The organism is Arthrobacter sp. 05L421, from assembly GCF_056397785.1.
This window is the reverse complement of sequence record NZ_JBFTOC010000006.1, coordinates 68,797-91,392: the sequence shown is the minus strand read 5'-3', so window position 1 is coordinate 91,392 and position 22,596 is coordinate 68,797. Positions and strand designations below refer to the sequence as shown.

Here is a 22,596-nt window from a genome sequence, read left to right as displayed (position 1 = left end):
CGCCCAAGGAGATTTACCTCATGACGAACGAGAGCTACGACTACGTGATTGTCGGCGGCGGAAGTGCCGGATCTGTCCTGGCGTACAGGCTAAGCGCCGACGGAACACACACGGTGCTGGTCCTTGAAGCAGGCCGCAGCGACTATCCGTGGGACCTTTTCATCCAGATGCCGGCGGCGCTGACCTTCCCTAGCGGCAACAGGTTTTACGACTGGCGATACGAGTCCGACCCCGAACCCCGCATGTACGGCCGCAGGATCGCCCACGCCCGCGGCAAGGTGCTGGGCGGTTCCAGCTCCATCAACGGCATGATCTTCCAGCGCGGCAATCCCCTGGACTACGAAAGGTGGGGAGCGGACGCCGGCATGAAAACCTGGGACTTTGCGCACTGCCTGCCCTACTTCAAGCGCATGGAAACCACGCTGGCCGCAGCTCCGGACGACGACCTGCGCGGCCATGACGGGCCGCTGGTTCTGGAGCGCGGGCCCGCCCGCAATCCCCTGTTCCAGGCTTTCTTCCGCGCCGCCGAGGAAGCGGGACACAAGCGCACCGATGACGTCAACGGCTACCGCCAGGAGGGCTTCGGCCCGTTCGACCGAAACGTGCACAAGGGCCAGCGGCTCTCGGCGTCACGTGCCTACCTGCGCCCCAATAAGGGCAGGAAAAACCTGACGATCCGCACCCGGGCGCTTGCAGCCAAGGTCAATTTCGACGGCACAACGGCCACGGGAGTCACATACCGCCGGAACGGCCGGCTGCACACGGTCAACGCGAAGGAAGTGGTGCTCTGTGGCGGCGCCATCAACACGCCCCAGCTGCTGCAGCTCTCCGGCATCGGAGAATCCGCACACCTTTTGTCGCTGGGCATCAAGCCGGTGGTGGACCTGCCGGGAGTCGGCGAAAATCTCCAGGACCACCTGGAAGTGTACGTCCAACACTCCTGCAAACTGCCCGTGTCCATGCAGCCGAGCCTCAGCCTCTGGCGCTACCCGCTGATCGGACTCCAGTGGCTGCTCGGTCGCAAGGGTCCCGCGGCCACCAACCACTTTGAAGGAGGCGGATTCGTCCGCTCCAACGACGACGTCGCCTACCCCAACCTGATGTTCCACTTCCTGCCGGTCGCTGTGCGTTACGACGGCCAGAAAGCCGACGCCAAGCACGGCTACCAGGTCCATGTGGGCCCCATGTACTCCGACGCCAGAGGCAGGCTGAAGATCACGTCCACGGACCCCGCCGCGCACCCGTCCATGCAGTTCAACTACCTGTCCACGGACCAGGACCGGCGCGAATGGGTGGAAGCAATCCGGGTCACCCGCGACATCCTCTCCCAACCGGCCCTCGCGCCCTACAGCGGCGGCGAACTCTCCCCCGGACCCTCCGTCCAGACCGACGAGGAGATACTCGACTGGGTGGCCCGGGATGCCGAAACGGCGCTCCACCCCTCCTGCACAGCCAAGCTCGGCCCGGCCACGGACCCCCTGGCCGTAGTGGATCCGCTGACCATGAAAGTTCATGGCACCTCGGGGCTCCGCGTGGCGGACGCCTCCGCAATGCCCTACGTGACCAACGGCAACATCTACGCCCCGGTGATGATGCTCGCCGAAAAGGCCGCCGACCTCATCCTGGGACGGGCTCCGCTGGCACCGGAGTACGCGGACTTCTACCGGCACGGTTCCGCTATGGCTCCCGAAGCCGCACAGAGCCTGGACCGCGCATGAGCGGCGTTCAGTTTGCCGGGATCAAAGGCCCGACCGTGCTGGACCCGGAAGCGGCCTTCCTGCGGGGCCTGTTCGTGGACGGCCGGTGGAGCCCATCGAGCGCCGGGAGAACGCGGATCATCACGTGCCCGGCGGACGCCAAAAAAGTCGCCGAGGTTGCCGAATGCACGGCCGCCGATGCCGAGGCCGCGGTTGCCAGCGCCCGCAGGGCGTTCGACGGCGGCGCGTGGCCCGGCACCAGCGAGAAGGAACGTGGACAGGTTCTGCTCCGCACCGCCGAACTGCTGGAACGCGACAAAGCGCTTTACGCCCGGACCGAAGCCCTCGACACCGGCAAACGCTACGTCGAAGCGGAATACGACATCGACGACATCGCCGCATGCTTCAGGTACTACGGCGGCATCGCCGGAACGGACGCCGGCCGCGTGATCGATACCGGGATACCGGAAACGATCAGCCGCGTGGTCCACGCCCCTGTGGGTGTGTGCGGGCTCATCACGCCATGGAACTACCCCCTCCTGCAGGCGTCCTGGAAGGTGGCCCCGGCCCTGCTGGCCGGCAATACCTTCATCCTGAAGCCCAGTGAACTGACGCCCTCCACCTCCATCCTGCTGATGGATACCCTCCTCGAGGCCGGGTTGCCGGCCGGGGTAGCCAACCTCGTCACGGGCACCGGTCCCGTCGTCGGCGCAGTCCTGAGTGAAAGCCCGGACGTTGACCTGGTCTCGTTCACGGGCGGACTGGCCACCGGGATCAGCATCATGAAGGCAGCAGCCACCACGGTGAAACGGGTCGCCTTGGAACTGGGCGGGAAGAATCCGAACATCGTCTTCGCCGATGCCGACCGCGAGTCCGCCGTGGACAACGCCCTCACCGCCGTGTTCCTGCATTCGGGTCAGGTGTGCTCGGCCGGAACCAGGCTCATCATCGAAGAGTCGATTCACGACGAATTCGTGGCGGAACTGGTGCGACGTGCGCAGGCCATCCGGCTTGGCGGCCCCTTCGACGAGTTCGCCGAGACCGGACCGTTGATCTCCGCCGCGCACCGGGACAAGGTCCATGCCCACGTCCTGGCCGGCGTAAACGACGGTGCCAAGCTTCTGTGCGGCGGCTATATCCCCGACACCGGGGCGATGGCACTCGGCAGCTACTACCCTCCCACCATCCTGGACGGTTGCCGCACCTCGATGAACGTCGTCCAGGATGAGTCGTTCGGACCAGTTCTGACCGTGGAGACCTTCAACACTGAGGCCGAAGCCATCATTTTGGCCAACGACACCGCTTATGGACTGGCCGGCGCCGTCTGGACGCAGGACGGGTCGCGCGCGCAGCGCGTGGCCGGGGCCCTCCGGCATGGCACGGTGTGGATCAACGATTACCACCCGTACGTTCCGCAAGCAGAGTGGGGTGGTTTCGGCAAGTCCGGAAACGGCCGCGAACTGGGGCTCCAAGGTCTCGCGGAGTACCGGGAAACCAAGCATATTTGGCAAAACATCAACCCTAAGCCCAGCCACTGGTTCAAGCCTCCACAGGCAGGAGTACAGCAATGAACAGTCCCGATATCTCAGTGCGCAACCTTTGGAAGGTCTTCGGCCCGGGGGGTGACAAGATCCCCGGCAACCCGGAACTCTCGGCCCTCAACTCCGCGGAACTGCTTGAGCGCACCGGCTGCGTGACCGCCGTCCGCAACCTGAGTTTCGACGTCGCCAAGGGCGAGGTCTTCGTGGTCATGGGACTTTCCGGATCCGGCAAATCCACCCTGATCCGCTGCCTGACCCGGCTGATCGAGCCCACCTCCGGGCAAGTCCTGGTGGACGGCAAGGACGTCCTGCAGGCAGGAGTTGCCGAGCTCCGCGAACTGCGCCGGCGCAAGATGTCCATGGTGTTCCAGCATTTCGGCCTCCTCCCCCACCGCACCGTGCTGGACAACGTCTCCTACGGGCTGCAGATCCGCGGGACTGCCAAGAACGAACGCTACGCCAGGGCCCGTGAAATCATCGAACTCGTTGGCCTCAAAGGCTACGAACAGCACTACCCGGACCAGCTGTCCGGAGGAATGCAGCAGCGCGTCGGCCTCGGGCGGGCCCTGGCCGGCGATCCGGACACCATCCTCTTCGATGAGCCCTTCTCCGCACTGGATCCGCTCATCCGACGGGACATGCAAGCCGAAGTCATCCGGCTGCACAAGGAAATGGGCAAAACCATGGTGTTCGTGACCCACGACCTCTCCGAGGCGCTCAAGCTCGGCGACCGCATCCTGATCATGCGCAACGGCGAGACGGTCCAGTGCGGCACCGGAGATGAACTGGTGGGCTCCCCGGCGGACAAATACATTGAGGACTTCGTGTCCGAAGTCCCCCGCGCAGACGTCCTGACCCTGAAGTGGATCACCCGGCCCGTGGCGGCCGGAACACCGGCCGGTGCGCCGGTCCTCAGCTCCCGGATGATAATCCGGGATGCCATTGCGGCGGTCATGCACTCCTCCTGCCCCGTCCTGGTGGAAGATGGCGGCAGGATCACGGGGCAGATCGACCGCGACAGCATCCTTTCGGTGCTGCAGCCCACGGAAGCAGCGGCCTAATGTCTACACTCGTCCGGGATCGGGCAGCGGCGCAGCCCGCACCTGCCCCCGCCCGTGAACCCCGCCGCAGGCCCAGCCGGCGCACCATCCTGCTCGGGGGCGCCACCGTCGTCTGGATCCTGGGGTTCCTCGTCCTGCGCGGAACATCGACCCTGACCTTGCCCGCCTCAGAGCTGACGGATTTGCACCGGTCCCTGAACCAGTTCAACGCCTGGGTGGCAGCCAACCGGGCGGACAATCCTGTCTTCCTCTACGTTTTCACTCCCCTGCGTGCCGCCGTCGACGCCGTAGCCAACCTGTTCATCACCCTCTTTGCCGCCAGTTCCACGGGCCTGCGCCTGCCGGAGATCGGCTGGCTCGGAACCGTGGGCCTGCTGGGCTGGATCGCCTTCGCGATCGGCAACGCCCGGGTCGCCCTGCTGACCGTCGCCGCCTTTGTGTTCTTCGGACTTCAGGGCCTGTTCCTCGAGGCCACCTACACGTTCGCCCTCGTCCTCACCGCCGTGCTGCTGACCCTGCTGGTCGGTATCCCGCTCGGCGTCGTGTCCGGTGTGTCCGGCCGGGTTGCCAAGGTGATCACGCCGGTGCTGGACTTCATGCAGACGCTGCCCACGTTCGTGTACCTGGCCCCGCTTGCCCTGGTCTTCCTGATCGGCCCGGCGTCGGCCGTCATCGCCACCGTCATCTACGCGGCACCGCCCGTTATCCGCCTGACGGCGCACGGCATCCGCTGCATCCCGGAGAACACCCGCGAGGCCTCGGATTCGCTGGGCACAACGGGCCTGCAACGGCTCGTCACCCTGCAGCTGCCCATGGCCCGCCGCACCATCGTCATGGGAATCAACCAGAGCACCATGGCGGCACTGTCCATGGTCACCATCGCGGCACTCATCGCAGCACCCGGCCTTGGCCAGGTGGTAGTCCGGGCGCTGCAATCGCTCGACGTCGGCACGGCAGTCAACGCCGGGCTCTCCATTGTCCTGCTCGCGATCGTGCTGGACCGGGTGACCACCGCCGCCAGCCGCCGTGCGGAACCGGGGGCGGCCCGGAACCGCAGGGTTTCCCGCAGGACGAGGTACATCCTCCTGGGCGCCACGCTGGTGCTTGCACTGGTCATGGTGCAGTTCTCCCGGACCCTGCTGTGGGCTGCGGCGTTCCCGAAAGAGCTCAACATCGGCCCGGCGATCGTCCAGGCCGTCGGCTCGGCCAGCCAATGGATGCAGGCCAACCTGTCGCTGTTCACCGTGTCCTTCCGGGAAGCCGTCACCACGGGGATCCTTAACCCGTTCCAGTCTCTGCTCACGGACACCCCCTTCTATATCCTCGGCGCCGTCATAGCCATCGCCGCCTACGCCCTCGGCGGCTGGAAGCTCGCGGCCCTGACCACGGCCTGCCTGGGCGTGATCATCTACCTCGGCCTCTGGAGCGACTCCATGGTCACCCTGGCCGGAACCCTGGTGGCCACAGTAGTGGTCATGGTCCTGGGCGTCATCTTCGGAGTGGCCATGGGCCGGTCCGAGCGGGTGGACCAGATCATGCGGCCCATGCTGGACGCAGGCCAGACCATGCCGGCCTTTGTGTACCTGGTTCCGTTCCTGGGACTCTTCGGCGCCACCCGCTTCACCGCGATCATCGCCGGCATCATCTACGCCGCCCCCGTAGCCATCAAGATCACGGCCGACGGCATAGGCGCGATCTCCCCCACTGTGGTCGAAGCCGCCGTTGCCAGCGGCTCCACTCCCTGGCAGGTCATCACCAAGGTCCAGCTTCCGATGGCCAGGCAGACCCTGGCCCTCGCTGCCAACCAGGGCCTGATCTATGTCCTGGCCATGGTGGTGGTCGGTGCGCTCGTGGGCGCAGGCGGCCTCGGGTACGACGTCGTCGCTGGCTTTGTCCAAAGCGCGCTGTTCGGCAAGGGCCTCGCCGCAGGCGTTGCCATCGTCTTCCTCGGCATCCTGCTGGACCGGATGACCCAGGCTGCCGCGGCCACCCCGGCGCGGAAAATCCCCTCGCCCAAAATCTCGACAACCTAACCGCATAACCGCCCTGCGCCCGGCACGGAGGACCCCGCATTTCCCCCAACAAGGAGACCTAACCATGAAAAAAGCTGGACTGCTGTTGAAACGAACTGTCCCGGCAGTTGCTGGAGCTGCTGCCGCCGCCCTGCTGCTCGCAGGCTGCGGCGGCGCCTCCGTGAACCAGGTGGCTGCGGCCTCCGGTACCGCCGAGGCGCCGTGCGGAAGTGTCAACGTCGCGATGAACGCCTGGGTGGGGTATACGGCCGATGCCGCCGTGTACAGCTACGTGGCGAAGAACAAGCTGGGCTGCACCGTGGTGCAGAAGGACCTGAACGAGCAGATCTCCTGGCAGGGCTTTGCCTCCGGTGAGGTGGACGTCGTCATCGAAAACTGGGGCCACGATGATCTGGCCAAGCAGTACATCACCGATCAGAAAGTGGCGGTCGACGCCGGCCCCACCGGAAACGTAGGCCACATCGGCTGGTACGTGGCGCCTTGGATGGCGGATAAATACCCCGACATCACGGACGGGAAGAATCTGAACAAGTACGCCTCGATGCTCGCCACCTCCGAATCCGGAGGCAAAGGCCAGGTACTCGACGGCGATCCCGCCTTCGTCACCAACGATGAGGCCTTGGTGAAGAATCTCAACCTGGACTACAAGGTGGTGTTCTCCGGTTCAGAGGCCGCCCTGATCCAGTCGTTCCGGACAGCGGAGCAAAACAAGACGCCGCTGCTGGGCTACTTCTACGAGCCGCAGTGGTTCCTCTCCCAAGTCCCGCTCAAGAAAGTCAAACTTCCGGAGTGGACCAAGGGCTGCGACGCGAACGCGGAAAAAGTGGCCTGCGACTACCCGACGTACACGCTGAACAAGATCATTTCCAAGAAGTTCGACGACAGCGGCTCTCCTGCAGCCAAACTGGCCAGGGCCTTCAAATGGACCAACGAGGACCAGAATGCCGTTGCCACTGACATCCAGGGCGGCATGACGCCCGAGGCCGCGGCCAAGAAGTGGGTGGACGCGAATCCGCAGGTTGTAGATTCCTGGCTCCACTAGACGCGGCCGGACAGGTCAGGAAAAGTCACCCACCCAGGGAGATCCGTGGGTGGGTGACTTCTTGGCTCAAGGTTTTGTCGCGCACTGCAGCGCTGAGTGATCAGTCCGACCCGCCCGGGAGAGCCCACGCAGAAACGGCCCCGCTCCCGAAGGGGCGGGCCCGTTTCTGCGCCTCGTCGCCGCGCGGCGAACTGATCCCGAATTCCTTGACCAGGGCTTCGAGCAGCCATTCCTTGGGCTTTTCCCAGATGCCCATGGTCCGGTCGCCCTGGACGTTGGAGTGCCCGCGAACCGGACAGTCGAACCCGCCGCGCTAATTCAGCCGCAGCAGCGACTGTGTCGTCCGGGACAACCCGGCCTGCGCCACGGCAAGCTCCAGCGCCACCATCACTGCCTTGACGCCGGCCGCTTTGGTCTTGGGTGCGTGGACTTCCAGCTCATCCTCGTTGATGTCCGCGACCGGAGCCGGCTGGCGGCCGAGCTTGGGGACGCCCTTCACTGGCTGACCCTGGCCAGCGTCTCCCGCTCCTCCCCGATGGTGGTGCTGTTCCCGTGGCCGGTGCGCACCGCTGTTTCCGTGGGGAGGGTGAGGAGGCGTTCGCGGATGGAGGCCAGGATGGTGGGGTAGTCGCTGTAGGACCTGCCGGTGGCGCCCGGGCCGCCGTTGAACAGCGTGTCGCCGGTGAACACCGTCCCTTCGTCCTCGAGGTGAAAGCACGTGGATCCCGGCGAGTGGCCCGGGGTGTGGATGGCGCGCAGGGTCGCCCCGCCCACCTGGAACACGTCACCGTCGGCGAGGTAGCGGTCCGGGTTGACGCCGGGATAGACCTGTTCCCAGAGCATCAGGTCCTCGGGGTGCAGATAGATCGGCGCCTTCACGGCCTCCGCCACGGCACGCGCCGCGCCAATGTGGTCGTTGTGAGCGTGTGTGAGCAGGATGGCCACGACCTTCCGGCCGCGGACCTGGCCGATGATCGCTTCCGCATCATGAGGGGAGTCGATGATCACGCATTCGTCGTCGTTTCCCACGATCCAGACGTTGTTGTCCACGTCCCAGGTGCCGCCGTCGAGCGAAAACGTCCCCGAGGTGACCAGGTTCTCGATGGTGACGCTCATGCGGACTCCCCCACGGGCGCGCCGGCAGCGGCCGGGCGGATTTCCACCACGGAACGCAGGACCTTGCCCTCGTGCATCTTGCCAAAGGCCTCCTCCACCTGGTCGATGGTGATGCGCTCGGTGACGAAGGCGTCCAGGTCCAGGTTGCCCAGTTTGTAGTGCGCCACCAGCATCGGGAAGTCGCGGGAGGGCAGGCAGTCGCCGTACCAGGAGGACTTCAGCGACCCGCCGCGGCCAAAGACATCCAGCAACGGCAGCTCAAGCAACATGCCCGGCGTCGGCACGCCCACCAGCACCACGCGGCCGGCGAGGTCCCTGGCGTAGAACGCCTGCTTGTAGGTTTCGGGGCGCCCCACCGCTTCAATCACGACGTCGGCGCCGTTGCCGCCGGTCAGCGCCCGGATGGCCTCGATCGGGTCTTCCTTGCTGGAGTCCACACCGTGGGTGGCGCCGAGCGACTTTGCCATTTCCACCTTGTTGGCGTCGATGTCCACCGCGATGATGGTGGTGGCGCCGGCCAGCTTCGCGCCGGCGATCGCGGCGATTCCTACGCCGCCGCAGCCGATGACGGCGACGGATTCGCCCCGCTTGACCTCACCGGTGTTGATGGCGGCGCCGACGCCTGCCATCACACCGCAGCCGAGCAGCCCGACGGCGGCGGGATCGGCGTCGTCGTCAACTTTGGTGCACTGCCCGGCGGCGACGAGCGTCTTCTCGGCGAAGGCGCCGATGCCCAGCGCGGGCGAGAGCTCCGTGCCATCCTCCAGCGTCATCTTCTGCGTCGCATTGTGGGTGTTGAAGCAGTACTGCGGCTGTCCCTTGGCGCAGGCGCGGCACTCGCCGCACACGGCGCGCCAGTTCAGGATCACGCGGTCCCCGGGAGCCACTTCAGTGACGTCCGGGCCGACGGCGCTGACCACGCCGGTGGCCTCATGGCCCAACAGGATGGGGAAATCGTCGGTGATTCCGCCCTGCTTGTAGTGGAGGTCGGTGTGGCAGACGCCGCAGGTCAGAATGTCCACGAGCGCCTCACCGGGTCCGGGATCCGGCACAAGAATGTTCTCGACCGAAACAGGGGCATTCTTTTCCTTGGCAATGACCGCTCTTACTTTGTGAACCATGATTCCTGTGTTCCTTTCCTGAGTCCCGGGGACTCTTTAGCGACGACTCGCGTTGCCAATCTGGGCCGACTCGTTGCGGTTCGAAATCGTCTGCCAACACTCGAAACTCATAGGCTTTGAGGGTGACGGTACGTCCCGGACCTGGTCTTTGAATTGCGTATTACACAACGCGATGCACATAGCGCGTACTTGAAATATCGCAGTCATCACATCGGGGTGTCAATAGAATCCCAAAGCGGCACCTGCGGGCGGGCCAGCGCGTCGATCTTCCAACTGACGGCGACGCGGGGGGCTACTCCGGCACCGGACCTCCATGTTAAGTAGTCTTACTATGCACGTTCATGGGTCGAGCCTTCGCCGGGTACGGCGGTTGCGGCCGGCCTCAACTTAAGGAGTAACGGTGGCGTCAGACTCAAGATCCGGAAAGAAGCGCGGTGTCCTTTTTGATGTCGATGGAACCTTGATCGACTCCAGCTATTTCCACGCCATTGCGTGGTGGCAGGCGTTCCGGCGGGAGGGGCTGGACATCCAGATTTCCGCCATCCACCGCTGCGTCGGCATGGGAGGCGACAAGCTCATTGAACACTTAGTGCCCGACTGCGCCCAGGCCACGCAGGAAGCCCTCAAATCCGCGCACGGCGCCGTGTTCTCCACGTTCTGGCCTTCCCTGCGGCCCTTCGACTCTGCCCGAGACCTCCTGGCCGCGTGCGCCGACGCCGGGCTGGCCGTGGGCTTGGCATCATCAGCGCAGCAGCGCGACCTGAACGTCACCCGGCGGGTTCTGGACGCCGACACGGCCATCGACGCGTGGACCAGCTCCAACGACGCCGAGGAGAGCAAGCCAGCCCCCGACATTCTCCTGGCGTGTTTGGAGAAGCTTGAGCTCAGCCCGGCGGATGTCGTCTATGTTGGCGACGCCGTCTGGGACGTGTTGGCCGCCTCCGCAATCGGAGTTCCCGCTATTGCCCTGACCTGCGGCGGAATCAGCGAAGCCGAACTGCGGGAGGCCGGTGCCGCGGAGGTGTACGACAATCCGCGGCACCTCTTGGAAAACCTTGAGAGCAGCGCCATCGGCAAGCTGAGCGCCGGACAGTTGAGCGGCGAAGACGCTGGACCTGGGGGCGCTGGGCTCTAGTCGAGCTCCGCCCGGAGAGTCCAATCAGCCGAAGGCCTCCTCCTGCGCATAGGCCCGGATGGCGCCGATCACCGGCGCCGATCCCTGAGTGCGGTAAACATCGATTGGCCTCGAGCCCAGCCGCACGTTGGGACTGCACATCCAGAGCATGGCCTGGGCCGGCGTGAAAGCACAGTGAAGGTGCCCGACAAGGGCGTCCAGATCCGCAAGCTGGAGCCGGCCAGCCGCGTTCGGCGCATCCTGGCCCGATGTCCAGCGGCCCAGAAGATCCACATTGACGCCCAGCAGGGGTGCCGCAGCATCCATGCCCAGCGAATTTACCAGCCGTTCGGCTATTGCCGTTGGGCTATAGCCAGGGGCATCCCTCAATTCCGCGAGACTGGCGAAAACCGTGGTGGCCGACAACTCCGGTTCTCCCGCGCCCGTTTCCTGCAGCTGTTCCATGGCGCAATGATAGGTATTGGCACCACCTTGGAGTAGGGCCACAGGACCTCCCGAGCGTCGTCGCGGATCAACGCAAAGCCTCATCAGCCACCAAGCTGCGCCGGCAGTAATCCCACCCCACGGCAGCACGGGCTGGAATTCGTAGTCCGTGCTGCTGCGGGGTGTCCTGTCTGTCCTTCCCTGGGCGCGGCGCTGTCAGTTCACCGGGCTGTCAGTTCACCGCGCTGTCAGTTCACCGGGCTGTCAGTTCACCTCGGCGCCGACCCCCGCCTCGACTGTCCCGCCGGCGAGCCGGAGCCAGGTGTCCACCACGGTGTCGGGGTTCAATGAGACGGAATCGATGCCTTCCTCGACCAGCCACTCGGCGAAGTCCGTGTGGTCACTGGGACCCTGGCCGCAGATGCCGACATATTTGCCCCGCACCTTGCAGGCCTTGATGGCCATGCTCAGGAGCTTCTTGACGGCGGGGTCGCGTTCATCGAAGCCGCCGGAGACAATCGCGGAATCCCGGTCCAGGCCCAGAGCCAGCTGGGTCATGTCATTGGAGCCGATGGAGAAACCGTCGAAGTAGTCCAGGAACTCGTCGGCGAGCAGGGCGTTGGACGGAATCTCACACATCATGATCACTTCGAGGCCGTTCTCGCCGCGCGTGAGGCCGTTCTCCGCCAACAGTTCAATGACGCCCCGGGCCTCGTCCAGGGTCCGCACGAACGGGATCATGAGCTTGACGTTGGTCAGCCCCATCTCGTTGCGGACGAAGGACAGAGCCTCGCACTCAAGGTCGAAGCAGTCCCGGAAGGAGGGCTCCAGGTACCGTGAGGCGCCGCGGAAGCCGATCATCGGGTTTTCCTCGTGCGGCTCGTAGGCGGGGCCGCCGATCAGGTTGGCGTACTCGTTGGACTTGAAGTCCGACATCCGCACAATCACCGGTTCCGGTGCGAAGGCCGCCGCGATGGTGGACACGCCTTCGGCCAGACGCTTGATGTAGTAGTCGCGCGGGCTGTCGTACGCGGCGATCCGCTCCCGGATTTCCGCGATGACGTCCGCCGGCTGCTCGTCCAGGTTCAGCAGTGCCTTGGGGTGAATGCCGATCTGGCGGTTGATGATGAATTCCAGCCGGGCCAGGCCCACGCCGTGGTTGGGCAGCTGCGCGAACGTAAAGGCCTGCTCCGGGGTGCCGACGTTCATCATGACCTTGACCGGGGCCTCGGGCAGCTGGGTGATCTCGGTTTCCTCGACGCTGAAGTCCAGGAGCCCTTCGTAGATGGTGCCGGTCTCGCCGTCGGCGCAGGAGACGGTCACCTCGAGTCCGTCGGAGAGCACGTCGGTGGCCGCGCCGGTGCCGACGACGGCGGGAATCCCCAGTTCCCGGGCGATGATGGCCGCGTGGCAGGTGCGTCCGCCGCGGTTGGTCACGATGGCGGAGGCGCGCTTCATGATCGGTTCCCAGTCCGGGTCGGTCATGTCCGCGACGAGGACATCGCCGGTCTTGAATGCGGCCATCTGGTCAATCGACGAGAGGATGCGGACTTTGCCGGCGCCGATGCGCTGGCCGATGGCGCGGCCCTCGACCAGCACCCGGCCGGTTCCGTTAAGGCGGAAGCGGCTCAGGCTGCCGGAGGCCCGGCGGGACTGCACGGTCTCCGGGCGTGCCTGCAGGATGTACAGGCCGCCGTCGATCCCGTCCTTGCCCCACTCGATGTCCATCGGGCGGCCGTAGTGGTTCTCGATGGCGACGGCGTGCCGGGCGAGCTGCTCGACGTCGTCGTCCGTGAGGCTGAAGCGGTTCCGCAACGACGCCTCCACGGGTACGAAGTCGATGGTGCGGCCGATCTCGCGGCTGCTCGTGTAGGCCATCTGGAGGGCCTTCTCGCCCAGTCCGCGCTTGAGGATGGCGGGCCTGCCGGCCTGCAGCGCAGGCTTGTAGACGTAGAACTCGTCCGGGTTGACGGCGCCCTGGACGACGGCCTCGCCGAGGCCATAGGAGGACGTGACGAACACGGCGTCCTGGAACCCGGACTCCGTGTCCATGGTGAACATGACGCCGGAGGCCCCGACGTCGGAGCGCACCATCCGCTGGATGCCGGCCGAGAGTGCCACCTCGGCGTGTTCGAATTTGTGGTGCACGCGGTAGGCGATGGCCCGGTCGTTGTAGAGGGACGCGAACACGTCCTTGATGGCGAGCAGGATGTTCTCGATGCCGCGGACGTTCAGGAAGGTTTCCTGTTGCCCGGCAAAGGAGGCGTCGGGAAGGTCTTCCGCGGTGGCGCTGGACCGGACGGCCCAGGAGAGGTCCTCGGAGCCGCCGTGCTTGTCCACCAGCTTCCGGTAGGAGTCCCGGATCTGCGCCTCAAAGTCCGGCAGGAAGGGCGTCCCGCGCATCAAGGACCGGATCTCCTGCCCGGCCGAGGCAAGGGCCGTCACATCGTCGGTGTCCAGGCCGGCCAGCCGGTCGGCGATCTTCTGGTCCAGGCCGGAATCTGCCAAGAAGGTGCGGTAGGCATCCGCGGTGGTGGCGAAGCCGTCCGGGACCTGGACGCCGGCAGAAGTCAGATTCTGCACCATTTCACCGAGGGAGGCGTTCTTTCCGCCCACCCGGTCCAGGTCCTTGAGTCCGAGTTCTGAGAACCACAGGATGTCTGTTGTCATGGTTACTGCTCCTTTGCAGATGATGGCATGCAGATGGGCCGCCCGCTTGCGACGATAGCCGTTGGCGGGCGCGAATCCTGTCCACAGTGACAGGTCTCGAGCGCTCTTTCCACATGATGTGCGCCACACCGGGTTTGTGAAACTTTTCCCTAATGCTTGAGGTTCATGCGCTGCAAGATGGTCGCCGCCATTTCCTCCACGGACACGGTGGCTGAATTCAGGTACGGAATCCGGTGGGAGATATACAACTGCTCGGCGCTGCGCAGCTCAAAGCCGCACTGCCGCAAAGATGCGTAGGGTGAGCCGCGGCGCCGTTCGGTGCGGATTTGGCTGAGGCGCAGGGGGTTGGAGGAGAGGCCGAAACATTTCTCAACGAACGGCCTCAGCGGTTTGGGGAGCCCCTCCCGCTGGAAGTCCTCGTCCACCAGGGGGAAGTTCGCGGCGAAGATTCCGTGCTGCAGCGCCAAATACATGGTGGTGGGTGTTTTACCGCAGCGGGACGGTGCCACCAGGATGACCTGGGCCTTTTCCAGCGCGCGCAGGCTCTGGCCGTCGTCGTGTTCCATGGCGTACTCGACGGCTGCCATCCGGGACTGATAGCGCTCCGCATTTCCCAGGCCGTGGGCCCGGCCGGGCTCGCCGCTGGCCGCTGAGCCCAGGGCCTGCTCCAGCTGTCCCAGATGCGTTCCGATGAGATCCACAATGATCCCCCGGCATGTCGCCAGGACCTGGCGGATGTCACTGCTGACGGCTGTGGAAAAGACGATCGGCGGCAGGCCGGTGGCGGCCAGTTTGTCGATGGTTTGGACCACGGTCTTGGCCTGTTCGACGGTGGTGATGAAGGGGACCGTGATGCGGTCAAAGTTATTGGCGGGGAACTGCGTCAACAAGGTGTTGCCGAGCGTTTCCGCGGTGATGCCGGTGCTGTCCGAAAGGAAGTAGACAGGCCGAAGATCGTCATTGGTCATGAACGCATTCTCCACCAGGAGCGGTCCCCGCCCGGAATCGGGCAGCCGGCGGGTCCCTTTCCGGGCCTCCGGACACAGACGTAGACTGCTCGCGTACAACGCCACCAACTGTCGGGGAGATTGACATGAGCTATGCAGGCACCGGAAACGAGAAGGCCGTCGCAGCAAGCGACCTTAACCGGACACATGTCGGACTGACCGTGAGCTTCCAGCCGGACGAATTCACCGTGGTCTTCGGCCGGATCGGCGCCATTGCGCGCAAGGAGGGCGGGGTGACCATCGCCCTTGCGGGGGTGGACGGCACAGGTGGGCTCCCTTCCCACTTCAGCCTGCCTCCCGCCCAACAGGTCTACGTCCAGCCGGACATGCTCACCAATACGGAATCGACCATCAAGGATCTGTTCGGCAAGGTGCAGGAGAATCTGCGGAGCCACAAGGGAGATCAGCGGCCCGACGCCGTATAGCGAACCTTGCCTGCGGGTCCAATCTCGCGTCGCTCGGATGTGATGTGGCGCCTGGGGGCGTTGGCAGGCGATGCTGTTCGGATGGCGCCTATGCTGGCAGCCACTACGAGGGCAACCGCCAGCGCGTCCATGTATCCGAACCGCTGCCCGAGAACCGCAAAGCCGGCCAGTGCCGCCACGGCCGGCGCCATGCAGGTCAGCACCGAGAACGTGGCGGCCGGGAGGCGGCGCAGGGCCATGAGCTCCAAGGAGTACGGGACTGCCGTCGAGAGCAGTGCGACGCCGACGCCAAGGCCAAGGACCGTCGGCTCCAACAGGGCAGTGCCGGCCGTCAGTATCGAGCCAGGCAGCGAGACGACCGCCCCGATGGCCATTCCGAGGGCCAGGCCGCCCAGCCGTGGGAACGTTGCTCCGGTCCTGGCGTTGCAAAGGATAAACAAGGCCCAGCACGCCGCCGCACCGAGAGCGAAGCAGACACCGGCGACGTCGAGATCGGCCAGCCCCTCCTGTCCCAGCAGGGCTACCCCGATGAAGGCCAGAGCCGCCCAGAGCAGGGCTTTGGCGCGTCGGCTGACCACGACGGATAGGGCCAGCGGGCCCAATACCTCGATGGTGACCGCCGTCCCCAGGGGAAGCCGCGCAATGGCCTCGTAGAACAGTGAGTTCATCGCTGCCATGGTCACTCCGAGCCCGATGGCTGCCCGCCATGCCCGTGGGCTGTGACCGTGCAACCTAGGCCGGGCAACGGCCAAAAGGATGATGGCGGAGAACGCCAGGCGCAGCGTCACGATGCCCAATGGCCCGGCTGCGGGAAAGACGAGCACGGCTACTGCTGCTCCGAGCTGCTGGCACAGCACAGCGGCCATCACGAGCACGGTTGCCGGGGCGTAACCGGGTGCGGCCGTGCCGGAGAAGGCCTGGGATGTGGTCATTCGCATGGTTCCAACGTTAGGAAAGTCAGCAGGCGGCGGGAAATACCAATTGGGTTGCTGTTATAACCTAGACGCATGAGCGTTGAGGCGCGACATTTGAGGGCATTCCTGGCAATCGCCGAAGAAGGCGGGTTCAGTTCCGCTGCTGCCGTGTTGCGGGTCAGCCAACCGGCGCTGTCCCGGACGCTGAGACAGCTCGAGGCACACCTGGGCGCCAAACTCTTTGACCGTTCGACCCAACACGTGTCCATCACTCCTGCCGGTGAGGCGCTGCGTCCGCGCGCCGCCGCCGCGATCACCGCCCTCGACGCGGCACTGGACCCCGCTGGGATACCTGTCCGGCCGCTACTGCTGGGATATCCGTGGTCCGCACTCGGCCGCCGAACGGGACCCCTGCTACGCCGCTGGCACGAACTGCACCCGGGGACGCCGGTGGAGTTGCGACGCGTGGACGACCGTTTCGGCGGTCTAGCCGCCGGGCGTGCCGACGTCGCTCTGATACGCGGGGATCCACCTGTGGCCGGCGGCCCGGCCGGCATGCGGCAATGCGAACTGGCCGAGGAGCCCCGCTTCGCTGTTCTACCCGCCGCCCACGAACTGGCCGCCCACGACGAGGTCCGTCTGGCGGACCTGTCCCACGACGTTGTAGTCGTCAATACGCTCACCGGGCTCACACGGCTGGACCTGTGGCCGGTGATGATACGCCCGAAGCACACGGTGGCCACGGACAACACTGACGACTGGCTGGTCGCGATCGCCTCCGGCCGCGGCATTGGCATCAGCGGCAGCTCAACTGCGGAAACCTACCAGCACCCTGAGGTCATTTATCGGCCACTCGTTGACGCGCCGCCGGTCACCGTGTCACTGGCATGGCTGGAGCCTGTGTCGCACACGGCCGTGCCGGCGTTCATGAACTTCATGGTGAACGAAGTGCCGCCCGACCTCGCGGCGGACTAGGACAGGCCGGACCGCAGAAGCACCGCCGGGCTGGTGTCGTGGCCCGCGGGAAGTACGGCCATCCTCTATTCCTCGTGGCCCTGGTCCCCGCTCATCGAGTCTTCGGCCGGGGGCGTTTCTCCCGGAGGCACTCCCCCGCCGGGCTCCAGGCCGGTGATCTTGCCGCTGAGCGGATCCGGGTTGGCCGAGGCGGCGGGATCGGCCGGCCCGTCACCGCGTGTGTCCGGATGCTCCGCGTTCCCCGCCTCCCCAGGAGGATCCGGGTTGGCCGGGTCATTTTCGGGATGATAGGTGCTCATCGTTGTTCCTTCCCTCGAGTGGAGACTCTGGACTAATTGTAAGCATGCTGATAATTCGGGAACCGTCAACGCCGGGACTCGGATACGAAGCCGCATGCCGGAAAGATGACCCGAACGGACTTAGTGCGATGGAACCGGGTAGGGGCGCCCCTCCACGTTGCTGACTTGGCAGCGCTGTGTCCTCAGGCCGAAGGATCGTCGACGAACGTCCGGGACTTACTGACCGGCGTCGGTGAACCGCTCCGCCGCGGTCTCCAAGAGGAGACCCTCGAGCTCGCGGAGCTGTGCCGCTGCCCGGTCCAGCAGATTCGCCACCGGCCCCTGTCCAATACGCGGGTCCGTGCGGGACAGGAGACCCATGGTCTTCCAGAGCAGCGACTTACCCGTGACGGCACTGATCAGCGCTTCGAGCTCCAACTGTTCGGCCGCGCCGGTCCTGGCGTGGAGCGGATTGAGCGGGCCAAGGGACGCGAGGTGCGCCCCTGTCCAGGCGAAGGGCTTTTTGTAGGCCGGGATGCCTAGGCCGAGCCCCTCGGTGATGCCCTCAAGGGTTGCCCTATCGGCACTGACTTCCATCGCGAGCCGCGCGATCGTACTGCCGCGTGGCGAGTCCTTCCACGTCTTGGCCGCCTGTTCGAAGAGACGCTCCCCCGCCGCCGCGGCTATCAGGTGGCTGTGCAAGTACGCAGCCAAGGAGCTTTCCCCGGTTGTGTCCTTGCCATGCTGTTTGGCGTTCATGGTCATATACCTTTCGTCCCTCGGGCTCCTTGACGGTAAGCGTCCCACATGACCTAGAACGAGGGGGCGCCGGGTTCAGCGAGCGGGCGCTCGCGCTCGATCTGGGCGACCTTCGGATCGTTCTCGTCTGCGCCGTAGTCCGAGCTGCGAGTGATGTCCTTCCCGCCGGGGAGCTTCATAGCGTGGAAGAGCAGAGTGAGTCCGGCGGCAACGATCAGGTTTATCGCAAACGCAACGACGGCGATGTAGACCTGTATGTCGGTACCGGGGATGGCCGCAATGGAGCCACCAAAGTTGGCTTTCGTGACGGGATTGACCACGTTGTAGGCGGCAATAGTGCCGTAGATGATTCCGGCTGCCCAGCCGCCGAAGAGCGCCCACCGGTGGAACCAGCGGGTGTAGAGCCCGGCCACGATCGCCGGGAAGGTCTGCAGGATCCAGATACCGCCAAGGAGTTGCATGTTGATTGCTGCCGACTGGTCCATGGCAATGACGAATATCAGTGCACCGAATTTCACGACGAGCGAGGCGATCTTGGAGACTTTTGCTTCCTGCCGAGGTGTGGCGTCCGGCCTGATCAGATCGCGGTAGATGTTGCGGGTAAACAGGTTCGCCGCGGCTATTGACATGATCGCTGCCGGCACGAGGGCACCGATGGCAATGGCGGCCAGGGCGATACCGGCAAACCATTCGGGGAAGCTATCCAAGAACAGCTGCGGCACCACCAGTTGGGGGTTGATGGCGCCGTTCAAGTCCACGGGATTGGTACCGGCGTAGATGGCCACATAGCCCAGGAGCGCCAGGAACCCCAGCATCAGTGAGTACAGGGGCAGCACGGCAGCATTCTTGCGGATCGTATTCCTGCTCTTGGTCGCCAGGACACCGGTGATTGAGTGCGGGTACATAAACAGCGCCAAGGCCGAGCCCAGAGCCAGTGTCCAGTAGGCGGAGTAGCTGGCGGCGCCAGGAATGAATATTCCATTGGGTTTGCCGGTGGCCGGGTTGGGCGCACCCATTTTCGCCTCCGCGGAGTCGAAGATGGGGCCCCAGCCGCCGAACTTGATCGGTAGGTAGATGACCGCAACGATCACAGCCAGGTAGATCAGCAGGTCTTTCACGACGGCGATCAGGGCCGGAGCCCGCAGGCCCGACGTATAGGTGTAAGCGGCCAAGACCACGAAAGCGACGATCAGCGGCAGGTCCGTCAGCAATACATTCTCTGAACTACCCAAGCCCAGCACGGTGAGCACGGCCTTGATGCCGACCAGCTGCAGCGCGATGTAGGGCATGGTTGCGACGATGCCGGTGACGGCGACGGCAAGGGTGAGCGCCGTGCTGCCATAGCGGCCGCCAATGAAGTCAGCCGGTGTGACGAACCCATGCCTATGCGAGACGGACCACAACCGGCTCATCAGGAGGAACACGATGGGGTACAAAACGATCGTGTACGGCACCGCGAAGAAGCCGCTCACGGCTCCAGTGGCCCACATCGCAGCCGGAACGGCCACGAAAGTATAGGCCGTGTAGAGGTCGCCGCCCAGAAGGAACCAGGTTACCCAGGTCCCAAAACCGCGGCCGCCGAGGCCCCACTCGTCAAGGCTGTGCAGCCCAGTCCCATCATTCCGGCGCCACCGCGCAGCAATGAATCCCAAGGCCGCCACCAGGACGAAGAGAATGATCACAATGGCGAGTGCCACGCCGCTAATGGGCCGGTCCGGCGCTGCCAGCGGCATGGTGGCCCCGCTCATTTCCCCTCCCCGGGGTTGGTTACGACGCGCACGGAATCGCGGCGGCGGCGGTCCTCCTTGCCGACCAGCCAGTAGGAGACCCCGACGAGGGCCGAGGTGAACGGGATCCACATCATCTGATACCAGTAGAAGAACGGCATACCGGCCAAGCGCGGCTCATCCATGGAGTAGGCGGGCACATACAACGGAACCACAACGGCGATGGTCAGCAGGATTCCTGTGATGATATATGGACCGGGTCTGGCCGGCCCGCGGGTCGGCACATCAGGACTGGACATCGACGCCTCCTCATCGAGACGGCGCCGGAGCGGGAGGGCTTCCCGGGACGCGCCGGCGGCCTGTAAACCGCGTGTCGCAGCGGTCATTACACACAGGATAGACACTGGATTTATTCTCCAACAGGGCAAATGCACCCGCGTCCGACGGCGTGGAGCAGGGCCATCAGCAGCGCCAGTGTCCCGAATTCAGGTTAGTTGCCCAGACCGTCTCCCTAGGCCCGACTTCAGGCCGTCGGCTCGAGCTGCCTGGCATAGAAGGGTGGCCCGGCGGAGTCCCAACGATCCAGCCTGATCTGTGAGGCCACTAGAGGCGGATATTGAGCACTGACGGGCCACAGTCCACGAGGTATTGCGCGCTACTAAGCATGCTGATTAGATCTTGACAACGGCCGCATTCCACGACCGGCACCGAAAGGACGGACAGTCATGGGAATTCTTGCATTCCTCATTCTCGGCCTTATCGCAGGAGCTATCGCCAAGGCGATTCTTCCCGGCCGGCAGGGAGGCGGATGGGTGATCACACTCGTTATTGGCGTCGTGGGCGCCATCCTCGGGGGCTGGATAGGTTCGTTGATCTTCGGCGGAGGCCTCGCTGACTTCTTCGACTTGCGGACCTGGCTCCTCTCCATCCTGGGGGCCGTTATCGTGCTCCTGATCTATGGCGCCGTTGCCGGCCGCAGAAACAGGGCATAGGGGCCACCGTACAACGGCTGCCCGCGGGGCGTTCGGGGAATCGCTGGAGGGTTGCCTAAGAACCCAGCAAAGAGCCCGATCCAGCGCTCCCGGGCGGCCTCTCCAGGCAATACTCAGCGCCGCGGCGCCTTCAAAGCACTGGTCAGCATCGAAGGACTCTGCCCAGTATCGGTCAGGCACTCCATCGAGAGTTCCCGATCAGACGCACTATTCCAATCTATGAGATCCAAGGAAACGTGATGTTCACCACCGAACAAATTGATCGTCTGCTCAACCAAGGCGCAAATGTTCTCTCAGAGGACGGAGAAAAGATCGGCACCATCGGCCAGGTCTTCGTGGACAACCAAGACGGACAGCCGAGCTGGGTAACCGTCAGGACGGGTCTATTCGGAATGTCCGAGTCCTTCGTGCCCCTGGAAGGAGCCCGAACAGAGGGAAATGACATCGTCGTCCCCTACAGTAAGGACCACGTCAAGGACGCGCCAAGGATCGACGCCGATCGGCCCCTGGAGCCTGCCGAGGAAGACCGGCTCTACAAGCACTATCAGCTCGACACCGGACACACCTACACCGAAGCCGCTACAGATACCGCAGATTCCGGGCCCGGTCCCGGGCGTACGGGCGCACCCGCCGCACCAGGCGTCACCCGACCCACCGCACAACGAGACACCACCGACGACGCCACAATCCCCACCGCACAACGAGACACCACCGACGACGCCACAACCCCCACCCCACAACGGGATTCCGCCGCACCAGACCGCACCCAAGCACCCACCGCCGCTGCCGGATATGACACCGCAACCGCCACCGAACAACGAGACACTGCCCCAGAGCGCAGCGCAGCACCCACCGCAGCCGGCACCCCCGGATACGGCACCACCGCACCCACCGAACAACGCGAGACGACCGCATCAGACCGCACCGGCGCGCCCGCCGCCGCCGGAGACGACACCACCGCACCAGACCGCACCGCGGCAACCGGCTCCCCCGGCACCCCCGGAAATGACCCCACCGCACCAGACCGCACCCAAGCACCCACCGTCGCCGCCACCGCCGCTGCCACCGGCGCATACGACACCACCGCACAACGAGACGCCGAACGTGAAGCCAGTGCCGCACCGGACCGCACCCAAGCACCCAACGCTGCGGCTGCCGGCAGCCCCGGATACGACACCACCGCTTCCACCGAACAGGGAGACACCGGACGAGCAGACACCGCACAACGAGACACCGCACAAGGAGACACCGGCGCAGCCGCGGCCACGGCCCGGGGACGCCTGCGCAAATACGTCACTACGGAACAGGTCACCAAGACGGTTCCGGTACAGCGCGAAGAAGTCCGAATCGAGCGAGAACCAATCACGGAGGAAAACCGTGACGAGGCGTCGAACCGTCCGGACAAAGACGACGAGCACGACGTGATCCTCCACGAGGAACGAATCATAGTCACCAAGGAAACCGTCCCGGTCGAACGGGTCCACATCGGTACCGAAACGGTCACCGAGGAAGTCACCATCAACGAGGAAGTCCGCAAGGAACACATCGACACCGACGGACCCGAAGAGGGCCGCGGCTAAAACCCGCCGAACCCTCAAATGCCGGGGCTAGGAGCCCGTCGCCCTTGCCCCGGCGTCTGAACACCGGAACGCGATAGTTTCCGTGGCGTTGCTTCGCCTG

The 22,596-nt window shown here is 65.0% G+C and carries 21 protein-coding genes and 1 pseudogene; 10 read left to right on the top strand and 12 right to left on the bottom strand.

All coding sequences use genetic code 11. The features are described 5' to 3' along the window. Positions 1–20: 20 nt before the first annotated feature. The 5 genes from betA to AC1DKQ_RS09460 all read left to right on the top strand — a co-directional run bounded on the left by betA (position 21) and on the right by AC1DKQ_RS09460 (position 7,374). A complete protein-coding gene (betA, locus tag AC1DKQ_RS09480) occupies positions 21–1,718 on the top strand; it encodes a choline dehydrogenase (RefSeq protein WP_476918842.1) in 1,698 nt (565 codons plus the stop codon). Continuing rightward, positions 1,715–3,268 (top strand): aldehyde dehydrogenase family protein, encoded by a 1,554-nt coding sequence (locus tag AC1DKQ_RS09475; protein WP_476918841.1) that lies wholly within the window; start codon positions 1,715–1,717, stop codon positions 3,266–3,268. Before betA ends, AC1DKQ_RS09475 begins: the two co-directional genes overlap by 4 nt. Then, the gene (locus AC1DKQ_RS09470; protein WP_476918840.1) at positions 3,265–4,299 is read left to right on the top strand and encodes a quaternary amine ABC transporter ATP-binding protein; all 1,035 of its coding nucleotides are present in this window, start codon (positions 3,265–3,267) and stop codon (positions 4,297–4,299) included. Before AC1DKQ_RS09475 ends, AC1DKQ_RS09470 begins: the two co-directional genes overlap by 4 nt. Beyond that, on the top strand, positions 4,299–6,332 hold the full coding sequence (locus AC1DKQ_RS09465; RefSeq protein ID WP_476918839.1) for an ABC transporter permease: 2,034 nt from the start codon (positions 4,299–4,301) through the stop codon (positions 6,330–6,332). Before AC1DKQ_RS09470 ends, AC1DKQ_RS09465 begins: the two co-directional genes overlap by 1 nt. A 64-nt stretch (positions 6,333–6,396) precedes the next feature. Then, positions 6,397–7,374 carry an ABC transporter substrate-binding protein gene (locus AC1DKQ_RS09460; protein WP_476918838.1) on the top strand — a complete coding sequence of 326 codons (978 nt, stop codon included), beginning with the start codon at positions 6,397–6,399 and terminating at the stop codon, positions 7,372–7,374. Positions 7,375–7,474: 100 nt separating this feature from the next. On the opposite strand, the gene AC1DKQ_RS09455 is transcribed toward AC1DKQ_RS09460, so the two are convergent. The 4 genes and pseudogenes from AC1DKQ_RS09455 to AC1DKQ_RS09440 form a co-directional block, all read right to left on the bottom strand. After that, entirely contained in the window at positions 7,475–7,630 is a 156-nt protein-coding gene (locus AC1DKQ_RS09455; protein WP_476918837.1) for a hypothetical protein, read from the bottom strand. A 60-nt stretch (positions 7,631–7,690) separates the two neighbouring features. Next, positions 7,691–7,873, bottom strand: a pseudogene (locus AC1DKQ_RS09450) (hypothetical protein); the annotation flags it as partial. Further along, positions 7,870–8,490 carry an MBL fold metallo-hydrolase gene (locus AC1DKQ_RS09445; protein ID WP_476883534.1) on the bottom strand — a complete coding sequence of 207 codons (621 nt, stop codon included), beginning with the start codon at positions 8,488–8,490 and terminating at the stop codon, positions 7,870–7,872. The gene AC1DKQ_RS09445 and the pseudogene AC1DKQ_RS09450, both read right to left, overlap by 4 nt. Then, positions 8,487–9,611 carry an S-(hydroxymethyl)mycothiol dehydrogenase gene (locus tag AC1DKQ_RS09440; RefSeq protein ID WP_476918836.1) on the bottom strand — a complete coding sequence of 375 codons (1,125 nt, stop codon included), beginning with the start codon at positions 9,609–9,611 and terminating at the stop codon, positions 8,487–8,489. Before AC1DKQ_RS09440 ends, AC1DKQ_RS09445 begins: the two co-directional genes overlap by 4 nt. 400 nt (positions 9,612–10,011) lie before the next feature. Here AC1DKQ_RS09440 and AC1DKQ_RS09435 point away from each other — a divergent pair, with 400 nt between their 5' ends. Further along, positions 10,012–10,746 (top strand): HAD family hydrolase, encoded by a 735-nt coding sequence (locus AC1DKQ_RS09435; protein WP_476918835.1) that lies wholly within the window; start codon positions 10,012–10,014, stop codon positions 10,744–10,746. Positions 10,747–10,770: 24 nt separating this feature from the next. Here AC1DKQ_RS09435 and AC1DKQ_RS09430 read toward each other — a convergent pair whose 3' ends face one another. From AC1DKQ_RS09430 to AC1DKQ_RS09420, 3 genes are all read right to left on the bottom strand, one after another. Next, complete coding sequence (locus tag AC1DKQ_RS09430; RefSeq protein ID WP_476918834.1) at positions 10,771–11,190, bottom strand: hypothetical protein; 420 nt, start codon at positions 11,188–11,190, stop codon at positions 10,771–10,773. 243 nt (positions 11,191–11,433) lie between these two features. Further along, a complete protein-coding gene (ppsA, locus tag AC1DKQ_RS09425) occupies positions 11,434–13,839 on the bottom strand; it encodes a phosphoenolpyruvate synthase (RefSeq protein WP_476918833.1) in 2,406 nt (801 codons plus the stop codon). A 149-nt stretch (positions 13,840–13,988) separates the two neighbouring features. Continuing rightward, positions 13,989–14,807 (bottom strand): pyruvate, water dikinase regulatory protein, encoded by an 819-nt coding sequence (locus AC1DKQ_RS09420; protein WP_476918832.1) that lies wholly within the window; start codon positions 14,805–14,807, stop codon positions 13,989–13,991. A gap of 125 nt (positions 14,808–14,932) precedes the next feature. On the opposite strand from AC1DKQ_RS09420, the gene AC1DKQ_RS09415 reads away from it, so the two are divergent. After that, positions 14,933–15,271, top strand: a complete 339-nt coding sequence (locus AC1DKQ_RS09415; protein WP_476883528.1) for a hypothetical protein — start codon at positions 14,933–14,935, stop codon at positions 15,269–15,271. Here AC1DKQ_RS09415 and AC1DKQ_RS09410 read toward each other — a convergent pair. After that, positions 15,250–16,203, bottom strand: a complete 954-nt coding sequence (locus AC1DKQ_RS09410; protein WP_476918831.1) for an EamA family transporter — start codon at positions 16,201–16,203, stop codon at positions 15,250–15,252. The genes AC1DKQ_RS09415 and AC1DKQ_RS09410 overlap by 22 nt on opposite strands. A gap of 75 nt (positions 16,204–16,278) precedes the next feature. On the opposite strand from AC1DKQ_RS09410, the gene AC1DKQ_RS09405 reads away from it, so the two are divergent. Further along, complete coding sequence (locus tag AC1DKQ_RS09405; protein WP_476918830.1) at positions 16,279–17,160, top strand: LysR family transcriptional regulator; 882 nt, start codon at positions 16,279–16,281, stop codon at positions 17,158–17,160. A gap of 65 nt (positions 17,161–17,225) precedes the next feature. Here the strand turns inward: AC1DKQ_RS09405 and AC1DKQ_RS09400 are convergent, their stop codons facing one another. The 4 genes from AC1DKQ_RS09400 to AC1DKQ_RS09385 all read right to left on the bottom strand — a co-directional run bounded on the left by AC1DKQ_RS09400 (position 17,226) and on the right by AC1DKQ_RS09385 (position 20,310). After that, entirely contained in the window at positions 17,226–17,459 is a 234-nt protein-coding gene (locus AC1DKQ_RS09400; RefSeq protein ID WP_476883525.1) for a DUF6480 family protein, read from the bottom strand. Between the two features lie 216 nt (positions 17,460–17,675). After that, the gene (locus tag AC1DKQ_RS09395) at positions 17,676–18,197 is read right to left on the bottom strand and encodes a hypothetical protein (RefSeq protein ID WP_476918829.1); all 522 of its coding nucleotides are present in this window, start codon (positions 18,195–18,197) and stop codon (positions 17,676–17,678) included. 53 nt (positions 18,198–18,250) lie between these two features. Continuing rightward, positions 18,251–19,945, bottom strand: coding sequence for a monocarboxylate uptake permease MctP (mctP, locus tag AC1DKQ_RS09390; protein WP_476883523.1), 1,695 nt, complete (start codon positions 19,943–19,945; stop codon positions 18,251–18,253). Beyond that, positions 19,942–20,310, bottom strand: coding sequence for a DUF3311 domain-containing protein (locus tag AC1DKQ_RS09385; protein ID WP_476918828.1), 369 nt, complete (start codon positions 20,308–20,310; stop codon positions 19,942–19,944). Before AC1DKQ_RS09385 ends, mctP begins: the two co-directional genes overlap by 4 nt. Before the next feature lie 339 nt (positions 20,311–20,649). On the opposite strand from AC1DKQ_RS09385, the gene AC1DKQ_RS09380 reads away from it, so the two are divergent. Continuing rightward, positions 20,650–20,916, top strand: coding sequence for a GlsB/YeaQ/YmgE family stress response membrane protein (locus tag AC1DKQ_RS09380; protein ID WP_476918827.1), 267 nt, complete (start codon positions 20,650–20,652; stop codon positions 20,914–20,916). Between the two features lie 239 nt (positions 20,917–21,155). Then, complete coding sequence (locus tag AC1DKQ_RS09375; protein WP_476918826.1) at positions 21,156–22,496, top strand: PRC and DUF2382 domain-containing protein; 1,341 nt, start codon at positions 21,156–21,158, stop codon at positions 22,494–22,496. The last annotated feature ends 100 nt before the right edge of the window (positions 22,497–22,596 follow it).